This window comes from Pantoea sp. V106_11 (assembly GCF_029967885.1).
Lineage (GTDB): Bacteria > Pseudomonadota > Gammaproteobacteria > Enterobacterales > Enterobacteriaceae > Pantoea > Pantoea ananatis.
Genome location: NZ_JASCAK010000037.1, coordinates 249,812 through 267,123 on the forward strand (window position 1 = coordinate 249,812; position 17,312 = coordinate 267,123).

15 protein-coding genes and 3 tRNA genes are annotated in these 17,312 nt (G+C 48.8%); 14 read left to right on the forward strand and 4 right to left on the reverse strand.

Translation table 11 applies throughout. The annotated features are described in order from the left end of the window. Window positions 1–19: 19 nt before the first annotated feature. Entirely contained in the window at window positions 20–619 is a 600-nt protein-coding gene (gene wrbA / locus QLG08_RS19980; RefSeq protein WP_013025294.1) for an NAD(P)H:quinone oxidoreductase, read from the reverse strand. 545 nt (window positions 620–1,164) lie between these two features. On the opposite strand from wrbA, the gene QLG08_RS19985 reads away from it, so the two are divergent. From QLG08_RS19985 to QLG08_RS19995, 3 genes are all read left to right on the forward strand, one after another. After that, a complete protein-coding gene (locus QLG08_RS19985; RefSeq protein WP_015700632.1) occupies window positions 1,165–2,079 on the forward strand; it encodes a DMT family transporter in 915 nt (304 codons plus the stop codon). 169 nt (window positions 2,080–2,248) lie between these two features. After that, window positions 2,249–2,884: an HTH-type transcriptional regulator RutR gene (gene rutR, locus QLG08_RS19990; protein WP_014593360.1), complete on the forward strand. Its 636-nt coding sequence runs from the start codon at window positions 2,249–2,251 to the stop codon at window positions 2,882–2,884. 47 nt (window positions 2,885–2,931) lie between these two features. Next, entirely contained in the window at window positions 2,932–3,906 is a 975-nt protein-coding gene (locus QLG08_RS19995; protein ID WP_238493072.1) for a metal-dependent hydrolase, read from the forward strand. A gap of 39 nt (window positions 3,907–3,945) precedes the next feature. Here QLG08_RS19995 and cycA read toward each other — a convergent pair whose 3' ends face one another. Next, window positions 3,946–5,337 carry a D-serine/D-alanine/glycine transporter gene (gene cycA / locus QLG08_RS20000; protein ID WP_238493071.1) on the reverse strand — a complete coding sequence of 464 codons (1,392 nt, stop codon included), beginning with the start codon at window positions 5,335–5,337 and terminating at the stop codon, window positions 3,946–3,948. Between the two features lie 284 nt (window positions 5,338–5,621). Here cycA and QLG08_RS20005 point away from each other — a divergent pair, with 284 nt between their 5' ends. From QLG08_RS20005 to QLG08_RS20015, 3 genes are all read left to right on the forward strand, one after another. After that, on the forward strand, window positions 5,622–6,317 hold the full coding sequence (locus QLG08_RS20005) for an extensin family protein (protein ID WP_014593363.1): 696 nt from the start codon (window positions 5,622–5,624) through the stop codon (window positions 6,315–6,317). Between the two features lie 922 nt (window positions 6,318–7,239). Further along, window positions 7,240–7,962 carry a transcriptional regulator SdiA gene (gene sdiA, locus QLG08_RS20010; protein ID WP_013025300.1) on the forward strand — a complete coding sequence of 241 codons (723 nt, stop codon included), beginning with the start codon at window positions 7,240–7,242 and terminating at the stop codon, window positions 7,960–7,962. Between the two features lie 122 nt (window positions 7,963–8,084). After that, window positions 8,085–8,696 (forward strand): acyl-homoserine-lactone synthase, encoded by a 612-nt coding sequence (locus QLG08_RS20015; RefSeq protein WP_019106211.1) that lies wholly within the window; start codon window positions 8,085–8,087, stop codon window positions 8,694–8,696. A 33-nt stretch (window positions 8,697–8,729) separates the two neighbouring features. On the opposite strand, the gene QLG08_RS20020 is transcribed toward QLG08_RS20015, so the two are convergent. Continuing rightward, entirely contained in the window at window positions 8,730–8,954 is a 225-nt protein-coding gene (locus QLG08_RS20020) for a DUF2594 family protein (protein WP_013025302.1), read from the reverse strand. Window positions 8,955–9,382: 428 nt separating this feature from the next. Here QLG08_RS20020 and uvrY point away from each other — a divergent pair, with 428 nt between their 5' ends. The 8 genes from uvrY (at window position 9,383) to QLG08_RS20060 (ending at window position 14,992) form a co-directional block, all read left to right on the forward strand. Beyond that, on the forward strand, window positions 9,383–10,042 hold the full coding sequence (uvrY, locus tag QLG08_RS20025) for a UvrY/SirA/GacA family response regulator transcription factor (protein ID WP_013025303.1): 660 nt from the start codon (window positions 9,383–9,385) through the stop codon (window positions 10,040–10,042). Continuing rightward, on the forward strand, window positions 10,035–11,867 hold the full coding sequence (uvrC, locus tag QLG08_RS20030; protein ID WP_013025304.1) for an excinuclease ABC subunit UvrC: 1,833 nt from the start codon (window positions 10,035–10,037) through the stop codon (window positions 11,865–11,867). The genes uvrY and uvrC overlap by 8 nt, the downstream gene beginning before the upstream one ends. 68 nt (window positions 11,868–11,935) lie before the next feature. Then, window positions 11,936–12,484 (forward strand): CDP-diacylglycerol--glycerol-3-phosphate 3-phosphatidyltransferase, encoded by a 549-nt coding sequence (pgsA, locus tag QLG08_RS20035; RefSeq protein WP_105087670.1) that lies wholly within the window; start codon window positions 11,936–11,938, stop codon window positions 12,482–12,484. A 191-nt stretch (window positions 12,485–12,675) separates the two neighbouring features. Continuing rightward, a tRNA-Gly gene (locus QLG08_RS20040) sits at window positions 12,676–12,751 on the forward strand. A 40-nt stretch (window positions 12,752–12,791) separates the two neighbouring features. Continuing rightward, window positions 12,792–12,865 (forward strand) — tRNA-Cys (locus QLG08_RS20045). Window positions 12,866–12,875: 10 nt separating this feature from the next. After that, a tRNA-Leu gene (locus tag QLG08_RS20050) sits at window positions 12,876–12,962 on the forward strand. 433 nt (window positions 12,963–13,395) lie between these two features. Then, on the forward strand, window positions 13,396–13,602 hold the full coding sequence (locus QLG08_RS20055; RefSeq protein ID WP_064373495.1) for a hypothetical protein: 207 nt from the start codon (window positions 13,396–13,398) through the stop codon (window positions 13,600–13,602). 988 nt (window positions 13,603–14,590) lie between these two features. Beyond that, entirely contained in the window at window positions 14,591–14,992 is a 402-nt protein-coding gene (locus QLG08_RS20060) for a hypothetical protein (RefSeq protein ID WP_014606160.1), read from the forward strand. 391 nt (window positions 14,993–15,383) lie between these two features. Here QLG08_RS20060 and QLG08_RS20065 read toward each other — a convergent pair whose 3' ends face one another. Then, on the reverse strand, window positions 15,384–16,502 hold the full coding sequence (locus tag QLG08_RS20065) for an acyltransferase (protein ID WP_064352663.1): 1,119 nt from the start codon (window positions 16,500–16,502) through the stop codon (window positions 15,384–15,386). Between the last annotated feature and the right edge of the window lie 810 nt (window positions 16,503–17,312).

A 17,312-nucleotide genomic window follows, 5' to 3' on the forward strand; every position in this document is an offset into this window, starting at 1 on the left:
ACGATCTCCTTCCGGGCGTTTAATCCTTAAGTTTTGCTGCCAGTCCGGCAACGTGTTCACCCTGAAAACGGGCGATGATCAATTCTTCTTCCGTAGGCTGACGTGAGCCATCTCCTCCTGCCAGCGTGGTTGCGCCATAAGGCGTGCCGCCCCGCACCTGAGAAATGTCAAACATCTCTTTCGTGCCGTAGCCGATCGGAACGATAACCATGCCGTGATGGGCGAGGGTGGTCCAGACGGAGGTAATGGTTTGCTCCTGGCCGCCGCCTGTACCCGTTGAGGCAAAGACGCTGGCGATTTTGCCGTACAGCGCGCCGGATGCCCACAGGCCGCCTGTGCGGTCCCAAAACGTACGCATCTGACCGGACATATTACCGAAACGGGTAGGTGTGCCGACAATAATGGCGTCGTATTGCGGCAATATCTCAGGCGTGGCTTCAGGCGCGGACTGTTGCGTTTTACCGCCAACGTCTGCAAAGCGGTCAGCGTCCATAGTCTCAGGAATGCGCATCACGTCTACCTGCGCACCCGGTACCTTGCGGGCGCCCTCTGCCACGGCGTTAGCCATGGTTTCAACATGTCCATACATTGAATAGTACAGCACCAGAATCTTGGCCATTGGTCTCTCCGGGGGTTATTCAACACACCCAAAAGTATAGAAGAGCTTTGAACAACTGCTGGCACGCACTCGGCCTAACGGCTTAAAAAACGCTGAAAATGGGGTTTTGTTGGGGTTAATATTCTAATTCCAGGGCGATTCTTAGCGTTTGCTATGTTTCTAAATGTAAATTTCTGCCTGAAAGCCCTGAAAGCCCTGAAAGCCCTGAAAGCCCTGAAAGCCTGAAGGTCATCTAATTCGGGGGGTTGCAACATGTCGTCGCGCATCCTTCTCGGAATATGACTCATCAAACTCGGAATATGACTCATCAAAGCCTGTCCGTTTATAAAGGCGGCGCAATGAAAGATGCTACGGCGTGCAACAGAAGCGGTAAGACATGATGCCGCGCCTGACCGGATTCATCTCGTGCGGAAAGGTAAAGTGGCCCATTACCGATGGCGGCAGCGCGTTTTATTCGTCTTCAGGGTCAGCGCGTCGGCGAGTGACATTGCATTACCCGGCATCGCCGATCACAATAGCGCCTGAATCAATCAGGCAGGTGAACTATGTCGACTACGACGCGCAGACTGACCGTGCGTATAACGCGTCAGGAATGGGTACTTATTTTCATTACGATGATCTGGGGCGGGACGTTTTTAGTGGTACATCGGGCGATGCAGCACTCAGGCCCGTTTTTCTTTGTTGGGTTGCGGTTTGCCACTGCGGCCATCCTGCTGGCGCTCTTTTTTCGCCGTTACCTTGCCGCAATCAGCTGGACTGAAATAAAGGCGGGAACGCTTATCGGCCTGACCATTGCCGCGGGTTACGGTCTGCAGACATGGGGAATGCAGACCATCTCCAGCAGCCAGTCGGCCTTTCTGACCGCCTTATATGTTCCGGTTGTGCCGCTTTTACAATGGCTGTTCCTACGGCGTCCACCTCCGTTAATGGCATGGCTGGGTATCTTACTGGCGTTTTGCGGCTTAATACTGGTTGCGGGGCCGCAGGACGGAAGGGTGGTGCTCAATCAGGGTGAGATTGCCACGCTGATCAGTACCCTGGCGATTGCGGGCGAAATTATTCTTATCAGCCGATTTGCCGGTCATGTTGATGTTCGTCGTGTGACCTTTATACAGCTTACCGTCGCTTCACTCTGTGCCTTCTGCTTTATGCTTCCCAACGGGGAAACGTTGCCTGCCCTGTCGACGCCGTTATTGCTCAGCGCATTAGGTCTGGGTGCCGCCAGTGCGCTTATCCAGGTGACGATGAACTGGGCACAACGCAGCGTGTCGCCCACGCGGGCAACGGTTATTTACGCCGGAGAGCCGGTATGGGCGGGCGTGGTCGGGCGCATCGCCGGCGAACGTTTGCCGGCAGCCGCGATACTTGGTGGCGCTTTTATCGTCTGCGGCGTGATTATCAGTGAACTGCGTCTGAAGCGCCGCAAAGCGATACCCTCAGCCTCTTCGCGGGACGAATGAAGGTCAAAAGGATGACGCGAAAGCGCGAGTCGGTTATTGCGCCTGTTCTGAGAGAGATGTTGTCGTTGTGCGTGTTACTGACATTACCGCAGCGTTTAAACCTTCACTGTTATCACGTGGCAAATTCATGAGCTTGCTGTGATACACAGTGTCAGGCGAGGGGAACCCTATGAAAAAGGAACAATCAGTGCCCACGCGCCGCTCAGTGGCCGTCGCTGCCAAACGGGCGGCTATTCTGGAGGCCGCGCTGAGCTTTTTTTCCCAGTTTGGCATCCACGGTACGCGACTGGAAAAAGTCGCTGACCGCGCCGGTGTCTCTAAAACGAATTTGCTGTACTACTATCCTTCCAAAGAAGCGCTCTATATTGCCGTGTTGAAAGAGATCCTGGATGTCTGGCTGGCGCCCCTGCGTGCACTGAGCCACGATCAGGATCCTTTGAGAGCCATTCGGCACTATATCCGCCTAAAACTTGAAGTCTCCCGGGACCATCCGCAGGCATCAAGGCTGTTTTGCCTGGAAATGCTCCAGGGGGCGCCCCTGTTGAAAGGTGAACTGGCGGGGGATTTAAAACAACTTATGGATGATAAAACAGCGATTATACAGCGCTGGATAGCCGAAGGAAGGCTGGCGGGTATTCAGCCCCAACACCTGATTTTTATGCTCTGGGCAACCACGCAGCACTACGCCGATTTTGCCAGTCAGGTTGAAGCCATTACGGGAAACAGGCTCACTAATCCGCTGTTTTTTGAAGAAACGGTAGAGAACGTTCAGCGCATTATTATTGAAGGTATTCGGGTGCGTTAAAAGAACAAGGCCATACTGAATACAGGAATAAACACTGGAGCGGGCTGATGGATTCTGTTTCACAATGCGTACTGGGCGCGTCAGTAACCCTGGCGGTGATGGGCCGCCGTGTTCCGGCCTGGCAGGCCGCCATTATCGGCGCGGCCTGCGGAACGTTGCCGGATCTTGATGTCTTTCTCGATCACGGTGATGCTATCCGCAATATGACGCTGCACCGAACCGAAAGCCATGCGCTGCTTTATCTGACGCTGCTTTCCCCCTTAGTGGCCTGGCTGGTTGCACTGCTTTGTCGTGCCGGGCCAGCATGGACGGCCTGGTGGCCCGCCATCTGGCTGGCGCTGATCACCCATCCTCTTCTCGATCTGATGACGGTATATGGCACGCAACTGGGATTACCGCTTACCGATCATCCTTACGCGATCGGCAGCATATATATTGTCGATCCGCTTTATACCTTACCGCTGCTCGTTGGCTTAGCGGTGGCGTTGTGGCGTCGCAGCGATCGGGGATTGCGCTGGAACCGCGCGGGACTGGCATTGAGCTCGGCCTATCTCGTCTGGAGCGTGCTGATTCAGCAGGTCGCGGACGGGCAGATCAAACAGTCACTTGAACAGCAGGGCATTGCAACAAACAAGGTGCTGGTCACGCCCACGGCGCTAAATACCCTTGTCTGGCGTAGCGTCATTATCACGCCCGATCGTTATGGGGAAGCTTACTGGTCTTTGCTGTCGCCGCGGCGTCCCGTTACGGTGACCTGGCGGCCCCGTCATCCTGAATTATTTGCATCATTCAAGGGGAACTGGTTTGCAGAGCGCATTGCGTGGTTCAGCCACGGCTTTTATGCCATGAGTGAGCGCGATGGACAGATCACCATCGCCGATTTGCGTATGGGCGACGATGACCGCTACACCTTCACCTTTGGTTTGGGAACGGCACAGCGTCCGGATGCCCGGCCGCAGCGCCTCCCGTCCGCCGGGCGCACGTTGAAGCGCACGTTCAGCCATATTGCTGAGCAGTTATAAAAAAAGCCCGACTTTTGTCGGGCTTTCTTCTGCTGGGGGTTAACGGCGCGTGCGTTTACGCAGCTGCCAGCCGATGGCCAGCAGGATAAACCATAATGGCGTCACCATTAATGCCTGACGTGTATCCTCCTGTAGCGTGAGCAGGACGAGGATAAACACGAAGAAGGCCATACAAACCCAACACATGAATTTACCCAACGGCATTTTAAAGTTAGATGCCGCATGGCGTTCCGGAAATTTTTTGCGATAGGCCAGATAGCTGCACAGGATGATGGTCCAGACGAACATAAACAGAATGGCCGAAACCGTGGTGACCAGAGTAAAGACGGTCATCACATCCGGAATCAGATAAATCAGCGCTACGCCGCACAGCAAACAGAAGCAGGAGAAGAACAGGCCGGTCGTGGGAACGGCGCGCGCAGATAACCGCCCAAAAGCCCGACTGGCAACGCCCTGCTGTGATAAGCCATACAGCATGCGACTGGTCGAGAAAATGCCGCTGTTAGCCGATGAGGCGGCAGATGTTAATACCACGAAGTTCACGATACTTGCCGCCGCCGGAAGACCAATTAAAACAAACATCTCAACGAACGGACTGCGATCGGCCATCACTTCTGTCCAGGGCGTGACAGACATGATTACCATCAGGGCCAGGACATAAAACATAATGACGCGCAAGGGAATCGCGTTAATGGCGCGCGGTAAGACCTTGTGCGGATCCTGTGTTTCGGCGGCGGCCGTACCGACCAGCTCAATGCCGACAAAGGCAAACACAGCGATCTGAAACCCGGCAAAAAATCCGCTCAGTCCTTTGGGAAACATACCGCCGTGATCCCAGATATTACTCAGGGCTGCGGTACCGCCACCGGGAGAAGGATAGTGGAGTGAAACCAACACGATTCCGGTCACAATTAAGGCGACAATCGCCACAATTTTGATGATGGCGAACCAGAATTCCATCTCACCGAACATCTTCACCGTGGCGATATTCAACGACAAAAAGACAAAGACGCACAACAGCGCACTCATCCAGATGGAGAACCCGGGAAACCAGAGCTGGAAGTAGGCGCTGATAGCCACCACGTCGGCGATACCGGTGACCACCCAACAGAACCAGTATGTCCAACCGGTGAAGTAGCCCGCCCACGGCCCAAGTAAGTCGGCCGCAAAATCGCTAAAGGATTTGTATTCCAGATTCGACAGCAGCAATTCGCCCATTGCGCGCATGACGAAAAACAGCATAAAGCCGATGATCATATAGACGAAAATGATGGACGGGCCGGCCAGACTAATGGTTTTTCCCGAGCCCATAAACAGACCCGTTCCGATAGCGCCGCCGATAGCGATGAGCTGGATATGCCGGTTATGCAGATTACGCCGCAATGTGTCTGAGCCTTGCGGGCTCTGCGTGTGGTGAGAGTGATCAACCATGAAATTGTCTTTCCTGTCTTGATGTTGTGTCAGCTCTGATGGCTGTTGAGGATGACTGAGTGTCTGAAACAATTGGGCATAAGATAGAGGAAGTAAGGATAAAAACGGTAATCATTTTTTAACAATATCAGACAACATACTCATCAAAAGAGCATTTTTGCTTCCAGCAGGCGGTTTTTACGTCAGATTAGGTAATATTTCATCACCTTGTGTTATCTCCGGGGCAGACAACGCACGGCGCTTCTACACTTCCTCATTATTGGTTGTTTCACATCAGAGGCATTATGCGCACGCTTGTCCTGCTTATTATCATGACCGGACTGGGGTGGATGAGTTTGCCCTGGCTGAAACAGCACTTACCCCCGCAGTTTAATCCGTTCACGCCTCTGTCGGTGACCGATCCGCCAGGCTGGATGACGCGGCTGAAAATCAAGCGTCTGCAAAATGATCCTGCCGCCTGTCTTGACGTCATGCGTCGGGCAGAGCAGGCGGGACGGGTGAGTTTCAGCCAGCAACCAGCCATCGCCGGCCAGTGTCCGCTAGCTCAGCCGCTGAGAGTGCAAAAAATGGGCGCAGTATCACTCAGCAGCAGCTTTCTGGCCAGCTGTCCCATGGCCGTTGCGGCCACCCTGTATGTGGTTCACAGCAGTCAGCAGATTCTTCAGCAGTCGGGCACCCGGCTGGTGGGCATTGAGCATGTTGGCAGTTATGCCTGTCGTAATATCTATCACCGAACTCAGGGGCGACTAAGCGAACATGCCACTGCTGACGCCTGGGATATAACGGCCTATCGTCTGGCCAATGGTCAGCGGCTGGTGGTCAGTCAACACTGGCAGCAACCTGAAGAGAAAGCGCTATTACTTCACGGATTGTGGCGAACAGGTTGTCACTTTTTTGGTAATGCGCTTGGGCCGGATTATAATACTGCGCATGCAACACATTTTCATTTTGGCATGCGTGGGGCAGGTTATTGCAGATAGTAACAGGATAGCGCTGAGGGTAATTACGGGGTTTTTATTTCTTATTATCCAGCATAAAAAATATGCGACTATTTCGGTTTTTCAGGCTTCGCTTTTTTTATTAACATTATATCCGGGTATGCAACCTTTTTTATGTGTGGCGTTGTGCCTTTCAGCGAATAGACGTTATTTAATGCATGTGGGATAATGAATTATGAGGTCGTTGCCGTGTTTTAATTTTATTAACATTCCGATATTTTATTGTGATATTTTTTTCTTATTAAATACGTTATTGATTGTTTTTTACAGGCTGTATTTTACCCCCGCTCAGACAATATGTTAAGTTAATTCATGTCTGATATTTTATCCTGGGGCAACAATATGAACAGCTTCTTTCTTATCAGGGAAAAGACATTCTCTTTGCGTCACGCGTTTCACTTAAGGTCGTGCATCACGCTTGAGCAGAGCCAAAAGAGTAGGGCGCCAGGCGCGGTAAGGGACGCGTTTTCGGCAGAGATCATGTTACCCGGAGGTTTGAATAACGCCACATTTGATGTCAGCGATACTGCAGCATGTTCTTTTTTAGGCTTTGCCTTGAACGTTTAATCAGCAATGATGATGCATAAAAGGTGTACATTGACCCGTTGCGGGTATCAAATGGGTCATCCAGGAAAATAATAAGTTGCGGACCGCAACTTCTTTAGTATTATTTTTCAATGCTGGCTGCGTTTAAAGATTGAAAAAATATAAGAAAAATCCTATTATTCTGCCCATCACGCGTTGCCTGAATTGCCAGCAGCATTCTTTTATCCCTGGTTTTGGCATTTTGCCCGTAACGGGTCCTGAAAACCAAATGAAAATAAAGCTTTTTTTGATGTGCTGACACAGGGTAAATTCATTTCTGATGCAAAGATATCAAGCACGTAGTGGAAGTTGAGGCAATATGACAAGTGAAGATTATTTTTCCTGGCGGACTGAGACTGAAAATCATTTTCAGGCACTGGCGACGACCCAACAATTAAAGGGGCTCCTGCAGGATTATATCCAGTCACTGGGTTTCGATTATTTCGCTTTTTTTATCCAGCACCGCGTTCCTTTTACCCGACCACGTGTTTATTTACATGACACTTATCCTAAATTATGGATTAAACGTTATAAAGAGCAGAATTATTATGCGATCGATCCCGTGTTGCAGCTTTGCCTGCGCTCAGGAAAAGGGGTTGAGTGGACGCCTGAGCTGTTTAGCTCGGCAAAAGAAATGTGGCAGGATGCGTGTAATTTTGGGCTCCTGAGCGGATTTTCGTGTTCTGCAATGGCATCAAATCGCGCCGTTGGTATATTATCTATAGGATCAAAGCGTCCCTTTATTACTGGCAGCCGGCGAGTTGAGCTCGAGGTAAAGCTGCATTTTTTGGCTGAGCAAAGCCTGTCCTTACTCGAACGCCTGAATGATGAAGCACTGATGGTCCAGGGAAATGATTTTAGTCAGCGTGAGCTCGAAATTTTGAGATGGACTGCTGAAGGCAAAACGTCACAAGAAATTTCACTTATTTTGTCGATTTCTGAGCACACCGTAAATTTTTACCAAAAAAATATGAAAAAACGTTTTAATGTTTCTAATAAAACTCAAATTGCATGCTACGCCGCAGCAATTGGACTGATTTAAATGAAAAGCAACTGCCAACTTTAGTAGTTCCCTCGTTGAGGTCACTTGTCTACCCTGCGCTAATGCGCTCCTGGGCAGGCGCAAAGAAATCATTGCAAACATGGGGATGTCAGAGGCGCATGATGAAAATAGTTCAAACGCAGTTAAAGGATATGCCATCTTCCTTGCTTGCCGAGCTTGGCAGTTACCGTTATAGCGTGTTTGCACGGGGTGAAGGTTGGTCGATTCCGCCGCGTCTGAGCACGCCTGGGCAAGAGTACGATCGTTTTGATCGCTCTGATGTAACCTGGTTGATCGCATGGAGTGTACGCAATGGTATCAGTGGCTGTGCGCGATTAATGCCCTGGACTGAACCCGAGCAAACGGAAGGTATCGTTTTACCGTTCAACCACGAAAAAGTCTGGGAAATGTCGCGTTTCTCAGCGCGGCTGGAGGTCGATGCTGAGTTGCCACTTACGATTCTCTGGCATGCTGTTCAACTGGCCGAAATTAGCGGTATTGAATTTATTATCAGCTCGGCCACGCCGATGCTGGAAAAGATGTTCGAGCAGCATCAGGTCGTCTATCAGCCCTTAACGCCCGGACTGATTCAGTCGGAAGATAACCTGTTTGCCATCCGTATTCCCGTCAGCCAGCCAGCACTGGCAGAAAAATACCGTGGTGCACGGCGCTTCAGCCCGGAGGAGGTTCTGCCTTCGTTGGGCGTCTCGGTTAACTGGCACCCGCACGGTTGAGTTTATGCCCCCGGTGACGGGGGCATCTTCGCGTTACTGACGATAAGCCGCTTTGATTTGCTTGATCGTGTTGCTGAACACTTCCGCCTGCGGCATGTCGCCCAGGGTTTTGACGTAGCGTTCCATGTTAATGATCACTTTGCCCGCATCGGCCTGGCCCATTCCTTTCAGAATCAGTGTAATCATCATCTTCAGGCAAGCCACTTCATCAGATAATTTTTGCGTTTCCTGCGAGGTCGCGAAATCTTCATCGCTCATGAATTTCTCCTTGGTGGTTAACGTCGTCTCTTATTCGGTACGCACAGCAATCCGAGAGTATACCACAGGGGATTACGCTTGCTGAGTGCATCACGACAGCAGGCGTTCCCGCCTGACTTTGTTCAGTTAAATTTATTAATCACGTGCAGGAATGGTCAGGTAAAAAAAACAGACAGCAATGTCAGGAAGATGATTAATTGAGACGTAATATTTTTTTTAACTTCATGAAAAGACTATTTTTTTAAAAATCCCATTGCAGTAGCTGTTTTTTGGGATGCGCTTTCCAATAACCCAGGATTTGCATTGATATAAATCATTGAAAGCTCTCCTCCCACGACTTTGTATATGTGCTTTTAATGCAAAAAAGGGTATGATTGCCGCTTGCAATCGTTAAATGCTACCTCTTATTAGCTGCGGAGTGCTTCGCGTTGATCACTGTCCTTCTTGTCGATGACCATGAACTGGTACGTGCCGGTATCCGCCGTATTCTCGAAGATATTAAAGGTCTGGTGATCGCTGGCGAAGCCTGTTGTGGTGAAGATGCCGTTAAGTGGTGCCGTGCTAATCAGGTTGATGTCATTTTAATGGATATGAACATGCCGGGCATCGGCGGGCTGGAGGCGACGCGAAAAATCGTGCGCTACAACCCTGATATCAAAATCATCATGCTGACTATCCATACTGAAAACCCCCTGCCGGCAAAAGTCATGCAGGCTGGTGCCGCAGGTTATCTCAGTAAGGGCGCAGCGCCACAGGAAGTGGTAAACGCGATTCGCTCGGTCAACGCCGGGCAGCGCTACATTGCATCGGACATCGCTCAACAAATGGCTCTTAGCCAGATTGAGCCACAAAAAGCCGAATCTCCCTTCAGCTGTTTGTCGGAAAGGGAATTGCAGATTATGCTGATGATCACCAAGGGGCAAAAGGTGACGGAAATTTCCGAGCAGCTTAATCTCAGTCCTAAAACCGTTAACAGCTACCGTTACCGGATGTTCAGCAAACTGAATATCAGTGGCGATGTAGAGTTAACGCATCTGGCCATCAGACATGGCCTGTATAATGCGGAGCCGTTAATAAGTAGTGAGTGACCTCTTTAATCCCAAAATCTTTCTGAGTACGGTCACCAGTGAACCCGGCGTATACCGGATGTATGACGCTTCCGGAACGGTTATCTATGTCGGCAAAGCCAAAGATCTGAAAAAGCGGCTTACGAGCTATTTTCGTACGAACGTTGGCAGCCGAAAAACCGAAGCGCTGGTGAGTAACATCCATCACATCGATGTCACCGTAACCCATACTGAAACCGAAGCGTTGTTGCTTGAGCACAATTACATCAAGCTTTATCAACCGCGCTACAACGTTCTGTTGCGCGACGATAAATCCTACCCCTACATTTTTCTCAGCAGCGATGTTCATCCTCGCCTGGCGATGCATCGGGGCGCGAAACACGCGAAAGGCGAATATTTCGGCCCGTTCCCCAATGGCTACGCGGTACGAGAAACGCTGGCGCTGCTGCAAAAAGTGTTTCCTATCCGTCAATGCGAGAACAGCGTGTATCGCAACCGTACGCGCCCCTGCCTGCAATACCAGATTGGCCGCTGCCTTGGTCCCTGTGTTGCCGGGCTGGTGAGTGAGGAAGAGTACGCACAGCAAACGGATTACGTGCGGCTGTTTCTGGCGGGTAAGGATGATCAGGTGCTGAATTTACTGGTCCGCCGTATGGAAGATGCAAGTCATGCCCTGCGGTTTGAAGAAGCGGCACGCCTGCGCGACCAGATCCAGGCCGTCAGGCGCGTCACCGAAAAACAGTTTGTGTCTAATCAGGGCGACGACCTGGATGTGATTGGCGTGGCCTACGATGCCGGTATGGCCTGTTTACACGTGCTGTTTATCCGTCAGGGTAAAGTGTTGGGAAGCCGAAGCTATTTTCCAAAGGTGCCCGCCGATACCGATCTGGCGGAAGTCGTGCAAACCTTTGTGGGGCAGTTTTATTTGCAGGGTAGCGAAATGCGGACGCTGCCCGGTGAAATTTTGCTGGATTTCACCTTACCTGAGCGCGAACTGCTGTCTGAGTCGCTGACCGAATTAGCCGGGCGTCGGGTGAATATTCAAAGTAAACCTCGTGGTGATCGCGCGCGCTATCTCAAACTGGCACGAACCAATGCCGGTTCGGCATTAAAAACCCGTCTGTCTCAGCACTCGACCATTCATCAGCGTCTCACTGCGTTAGCCGAGTTTCTGGAGTTGGATAAAATCACCCGGATGGAGTGTTTTGATATCAGCCATACCATGGGAGAGCAGACCATCGCGTCCTGTGTCGTGTTCGATCAAAACGGTCCCCTCCGTGCCGATTATCGCCGCTATAACATTGCCGGCATCACGCCTGGTGATGATTATGCAGCGATGAATCAGGTGTTGCGTCGCCGTTATGGAAAAGCGATTGAGGAAGAGAAGATCCCCGATGTCATTTTGATCGACGGCGGTAAAGGCCAACTGGCTCAGGCAAAGCAGGTTTTTGCCGAACTGGACGTGAGCTGGGATAAATCACGTCCCATTTTACTGGGCGTGGCAAAAGGCACCGATCGCAAAGCCGGTCTTGAAACGCTGTTTTTTGAGGCGGAAGGCGAGGGGATTTCCCTGTCGCCTGATGCACCAGCGCTGCACGTGATTCAGCATATTCGTGATGATGCTCACAATCATGCTATTTCAGGGCACCGTAAAAAACGGGCTAAAGTGAAAAATACCAGTGCTCTGGAAAGCATTGAAGGTGTGGGGCCAAAACGACGCCAGCAGCTGCTTAAGTACATGGGAGGCCTGCAACCGCTGATGAATGCATCGGTGGAAGAGATCGCGAATGTCCCTGGCATATCCCATGCTTTGGCGGAAAAAATCTACTACTCGTTGAAACACTAGCATTGAAACAGGGTGGGCAATGTAGGAACATACGTTAAACACCACCCAATCCAGACAGTTACCAGCATATGCAATTTAACATTCCGACCTGTCTTACCCTGTTTCGCGTCGTTCTTATTCCGTTCTTTGTGCTGGCTTTCTATCTGCCGTTCCACTGGGCGCCATTGGTTACCGCGTTGATCTTTGTTGTGGCAGCCGTAACCGACTGGTTCGACGGCTTTCTGGCGCGTCGCTGGAAGCAGACAACCCGCTTTGGCGCTTTCCTCGATCCTGTTGCCGATAAAGTCATGGTGGCAATTGCCCTGGTATTGGTTGCGGAGTACTTTCATGCCTGGTGGATCACGCTGCCAGCCGCAACGATGATTGCACGAGAAATTATTATCTCCGCGCTGCGCGAATGGATGGCTGAAATCGGCAAACGCAGCAGCGTTGCCGTTTCCTGGATTGGTAAGGTAAAAACAACGGCACAGATGTTCTCACTTTTTGCCTTGTTGTGGCGTCCGGACAGCATGGTTGTCGGTGTGGGTGTCGTTGCGTTATACATTGCGGCAGTGCTGACTTTCTGGTCGATGTTTCAGTATCTGAGCGCGGCGCGCGGGGATTTGCTCGAACCGTGATCGATACGATTTAAAAAGCAGCAAACGGACGCAATGTGGGGATAATTTTATTGACTCATCGCGTCATCTCAGTAGAATGCATCGCATCGAACGGCTGCACAGCTGCAGAAGCTAAGAAAAATCAGTAAGTTCGATGAAGTGCATTAAATATCGAGCCTTTCAGCAGGCAGTGAACTGAACGGTAAGATGATGCGGGAATAGCTCAGTTGGTAGAGCACGACCTTGCCAAGGTCGGGGTCGCGAGTTCGAGTCTCGTTTCCCGCTCCAAATTAGCAGGCCAGGATAACCTGGCAGCAGACAAGTTTAAGGCGCGTTGGCAGAGTGGCTATGCAGCGGATTGCAAATCCGTGTACCTCGGTTCGACTCCGGGACGCGCCTCCAGTTATACCTCGCCCGGGTGGTGAAATCGGTAGACACAAGGGATTTAAAATCCCTCGATCGCAAGGTCGTGCGGGTTCAAGTCCCGCCCCGGGCACCATATTGAAACACCAATAAAATCAAGTAGTAGCAATGTCGTTTAAGCCGCCTCTTTGGGCGGTTTTTTTGTGTCTGAAATTCGGTAGTGGCGATGGAATGGCGATGGAATGGCGATGAATTGGCGATGACATTTTTTGCTGCCACCTTTCATCACGGACCGTCAGCCCATCCTTATCCTCGTACTCTCCTGACTTGCATAAACCTGCATTTTGGCATCCCTCAGCTTCAGGCCCGCGTCGAAAACTCAAGGCCAGGTCGTTCACAAACTAAAGAGGAAAACAGATGCGTGCAGGCTGTAGTCAGCGGCATCAGCGCTAGCGTTTGAGCTTGATGGGCAACAGCCAAAAGAGCAGGGAAGCCTTCAACCGCAGGAATAAAATTAATTGCTCATTTTATGTGCTATGCTGAATTTCCGTTTCACAACTTAGGCTCACATGGACGACGATGATGAACGGCCCTATATTATCTTTACCGCAATCGGTAAAGCCGTGCTGGAACTGCTTGATGTAAAAGAAGGTTTTTTTGATTTAGAGCTTGCTGAAATACTTGAAGACTGGAGGAAAGAGGAGACGAATCCACTTCAGGCGGAGGTTTACAGAATGGCGGCGGAGTTTGTCAGGGCAGGGAAGGCAGTAAATTAAAAAGGCCTGCGTTACACAGGCAGAAACTGTTACAAGGGAAAATCCAGCAGTCAATTTTGACTGACTGTGGAAGCATACAGTGATCGTGCTTTTTAGATACAACTGAATGAGATTTGATCGATAAAAGGCACGATATGCCTGTGTCAGATAGAAAAAAGCCCACTCGGATGTGGGCATAGCGAACAGGGCTATAAAGATAAGGTACTATCGATTACATTTTGATTATCGGCTGGGAAGCAGAAACCTTCAGATCTAAATTTGGATAAAAACGACAACGATCATTTGTTTTTTTATTCTTATACTTCAATGGTTTGCCGGTCTTTAACTTTCCTCAGATATCCTTCATAAAATTAATGACCCTGATTGGCCTCTTTTCTTATCGCGAGACATCTTTTTCCAATGTATATCCCTGTCCTTAACGCTCTATCGTCGGGTATCACGCTACGAGCTTGTATAGGCAGGCACGGTTTATCTTGGGTTAATGCTTGTGACTTTCACTCATAAGCTGCGGAAGTTTTCCGCTGAGATGAAAGACGTAGCTAAACCGGCGCGAGGGTAAGCACTCGACTTTTAGCGGTCTGGAACACCTGCTGCCAGGACTGTGGTTGGCACAGGCTCAGTGCGATTGTTTCATACCCGCAATTTTTCACATACCCTGTATTCAGGCTCAACTGGACATAGTGATCAATCGCGCTCTCACAAAAGATATTTTGAGATGGTTATTCCTCATACCGTTTTTCCATTTGTAATCCCGTCACTGTCTGTCTCAACCTGAGGCAGTTAAAAGCCGCAACGACATATCTTGAAAATTCTGATTGCCAGGCTTTATGACGGCTGTTCTCTTCTGTTGACGTGCCATCGATAGCCGGACGCATGTCCGTAGTACTCTCACAAGCCTCAGTACAGAATGAAATCGAGCGCAAGGGCTGTGCCGTGAAGGCCGGAACGCGCTCAGTCAATTAGATCAAATTAAACGGGAGTCACCATAATGAAATTAAAATCGTTCATCGCATTGAGTTTAGTATCACTGTCGTTTGGTAGTCAGGCTGCATCTTTTGTCGTCGATGCCAAAAATAACTGCTTTGATCCTCAGGCCGTTAACAGTAAGGTTCAAAGTGGTTCGCCTCTGAAATTCAACCTCGATGCGGGTACATATAATATTTACCTGACGTCGAATAGCGCCAACTGCGTCACAGGAAGTTCATGTCAGATTGATCGGGTTGTTATGGCTGGTGGAATGAGTACGGCAAGATGGGGGTCTGCAATCAGCAGTACACCACAACAGATTAATGTGGCTGGAAGCAATTATTATCTTATCGCTTACATTGGTGATGACAACTGCGCAGACAATACAGGTTCTGTGACCATTCAGGCAGATAAGGTCCAGTAAACAAGCACGTTCGTTTCACTAAGACTATCACAAGACGCATTTTCGAATGCGTCTGATAATGTTTTATCAGTTGGTAGGCATTACTTAGATATGAAAGAGGGAGCGGTAAGTGTCATATCAATTTCAAAGTAGCGCAGTCTGGGGGGGTTCTGCAACTAACAGTACTTTGATTAAAACTTTAGTCCTTAAACATGGTGCGTAGATAATAAAAAATTACTGCCGATGCCTACTTTTTTGTTGAAGGCTGATAGTGGATTTTATCAATGCGACGTAGAGAGGCTTTTCCAGATATATAACATAATCAGGATATTATGATATGTATCTCGCCATTCCTTAATCGGATATGGCGAGCTCTCCAATTGTCTAATCTACTTTTAAAGTATAGGTAATTTCATGATTTCTTGCCAAGATTAATAAAGGGGAGTTCGACAAATTTGTAACTTAATGAACAGGCTATTAAGAAGAACAAAAAAACAGTGCCCGATACAACCATATACTGCATCTGATCTAAGTGGAAATTATGAGATTGAATGAATCTATTCATGCAAAACCAGGCTATGCCGTGCAGCATATAGATGCTATAGCTCGCATCGCCTAATCTAATAAAGCCTTTAATGTTTAAAAGACCAAAAAGATTACCACCGATGGCTATGAAAAAGAAAGTTGATGCTACTGCAGGCATAAAGTAAATGTTGAAACTGCTGTCGGAAATAAGTATCACAACTGCAAAAGATAGTGATGCACCGATATTATAAAACGTTTTGCTTTGCGCAGATGTTGTTGTAAGTTCTTTTCCTATAGCACCAATTGCAAAGAATGAGGCATATGAAGCAAGTGCTGGATTTTGTGTAGATACAAAGTATACGGAAGCGAAAATGATTGCCGATGCAACAGGTATCAAACCAATTTTGTCACGTAATACGTAGGCTACAGGGAGTGAGAAATAAAAAGCCCATTCCCAAAAAAGTGTCCATGTTACGCCTGCGTTAATAAACTGAGTGTCATGCATCCCAAAAACATCGGGTTTCTTTCCTGTTAACCCGGCATCGAACCAAAAATAAAATTTTGATAATAAATCATTTGTACTAATTTCATGTCGCTGAATCCAGAAGGCAATAGCGAGACAGAGAGTTGAAGAAAGCATAAAAAGTGGAGCGATACGCAAGACTCTTTTTTTGTAGAAGTGGAACCATGATTTTACGTTTGTGTGGGCAAAAACGTAACCGGACACCATAAAAAATAGTGCAACGCCAAAAGAGCCAATTTTTTGATTCACCGGATAATCATTTAATGAGCTAAGAAGCCATGGATGACCATGAAAATATTCATAACTTAGCACAAAGTGATGAAAGGCAACCATGAATGCGAGGAAAAATCTCAATCCGTCAATTCTGTGAATGCGACCAGAGGTATCCTTATCCATAAAGGAAAAAAGTTTTGTACTAAACAGAATACCCGTTATAAATAGAAGCGCTAGCATCCATAAAAGCAGAGTAAGTTGAAGTGGCATATTGATTACTTGTGAAATTATTAAAAACGCATTGTAACGTAACATTTATGAGGTTGGTGCTTTTTTTCACAAAACATCATTCCAACTTTATCAAGGAAGTTTTGCGGGGGTGGGGAAAGTCAATAAGTACAATGGGTTATGAGTAATTTCTGTGAACTTACAAAAGGAGGAGTAAGCTTTGTTTCATGCGCGATGGAAGTGCATTTGACTAATTTATCGTAAATTTGGCACATTTAGTGATTTCAATGTTAAAACCCGCTTTAAGTAGTCCATGCATAAAAGTGAATTGTCTAGACAAGGTAAGTGGTCCTGGCTGAAATCATGTTCCATTAAGAATCAAAATCCCGGCATGTTAAACATTCCCTTGAGCGGAGGTGCCAATGAAAAAGTCACGACTCCCCGAAGAGCAGATTATCTTTGCCTCGAAACAGGCCGAATCGGATATGTCCGTGCCGGATGTTTATTGCAAGCTGGGTATTTCCGATGCCACCTTTTAGGCTTGGTGTAAGAGATACGGCGAAACTTACCCTTCTAAACTCAATCATATGCGGCAACGCCAAGAAGAAAACCTGTTGCTTAAGAGGCTGGTTGCCGATCTCGGCCTCGACAAGGCGATGCAACAGGATGTTCTGGCAAAAAAGAGCTGACATTGTTATGACTCCGGGATTAGAACGGGAATTAACAGGCCCGATACGGTGCCAGCGAAAGACAAATCTATTTGCGTTATGGCTCAGCCGCAATTCGTTCAGGTATTATTTTGTTGCTGCCGATGACAGCGCACTGGGCCTGCTCGTCCATGAATTCACCAAA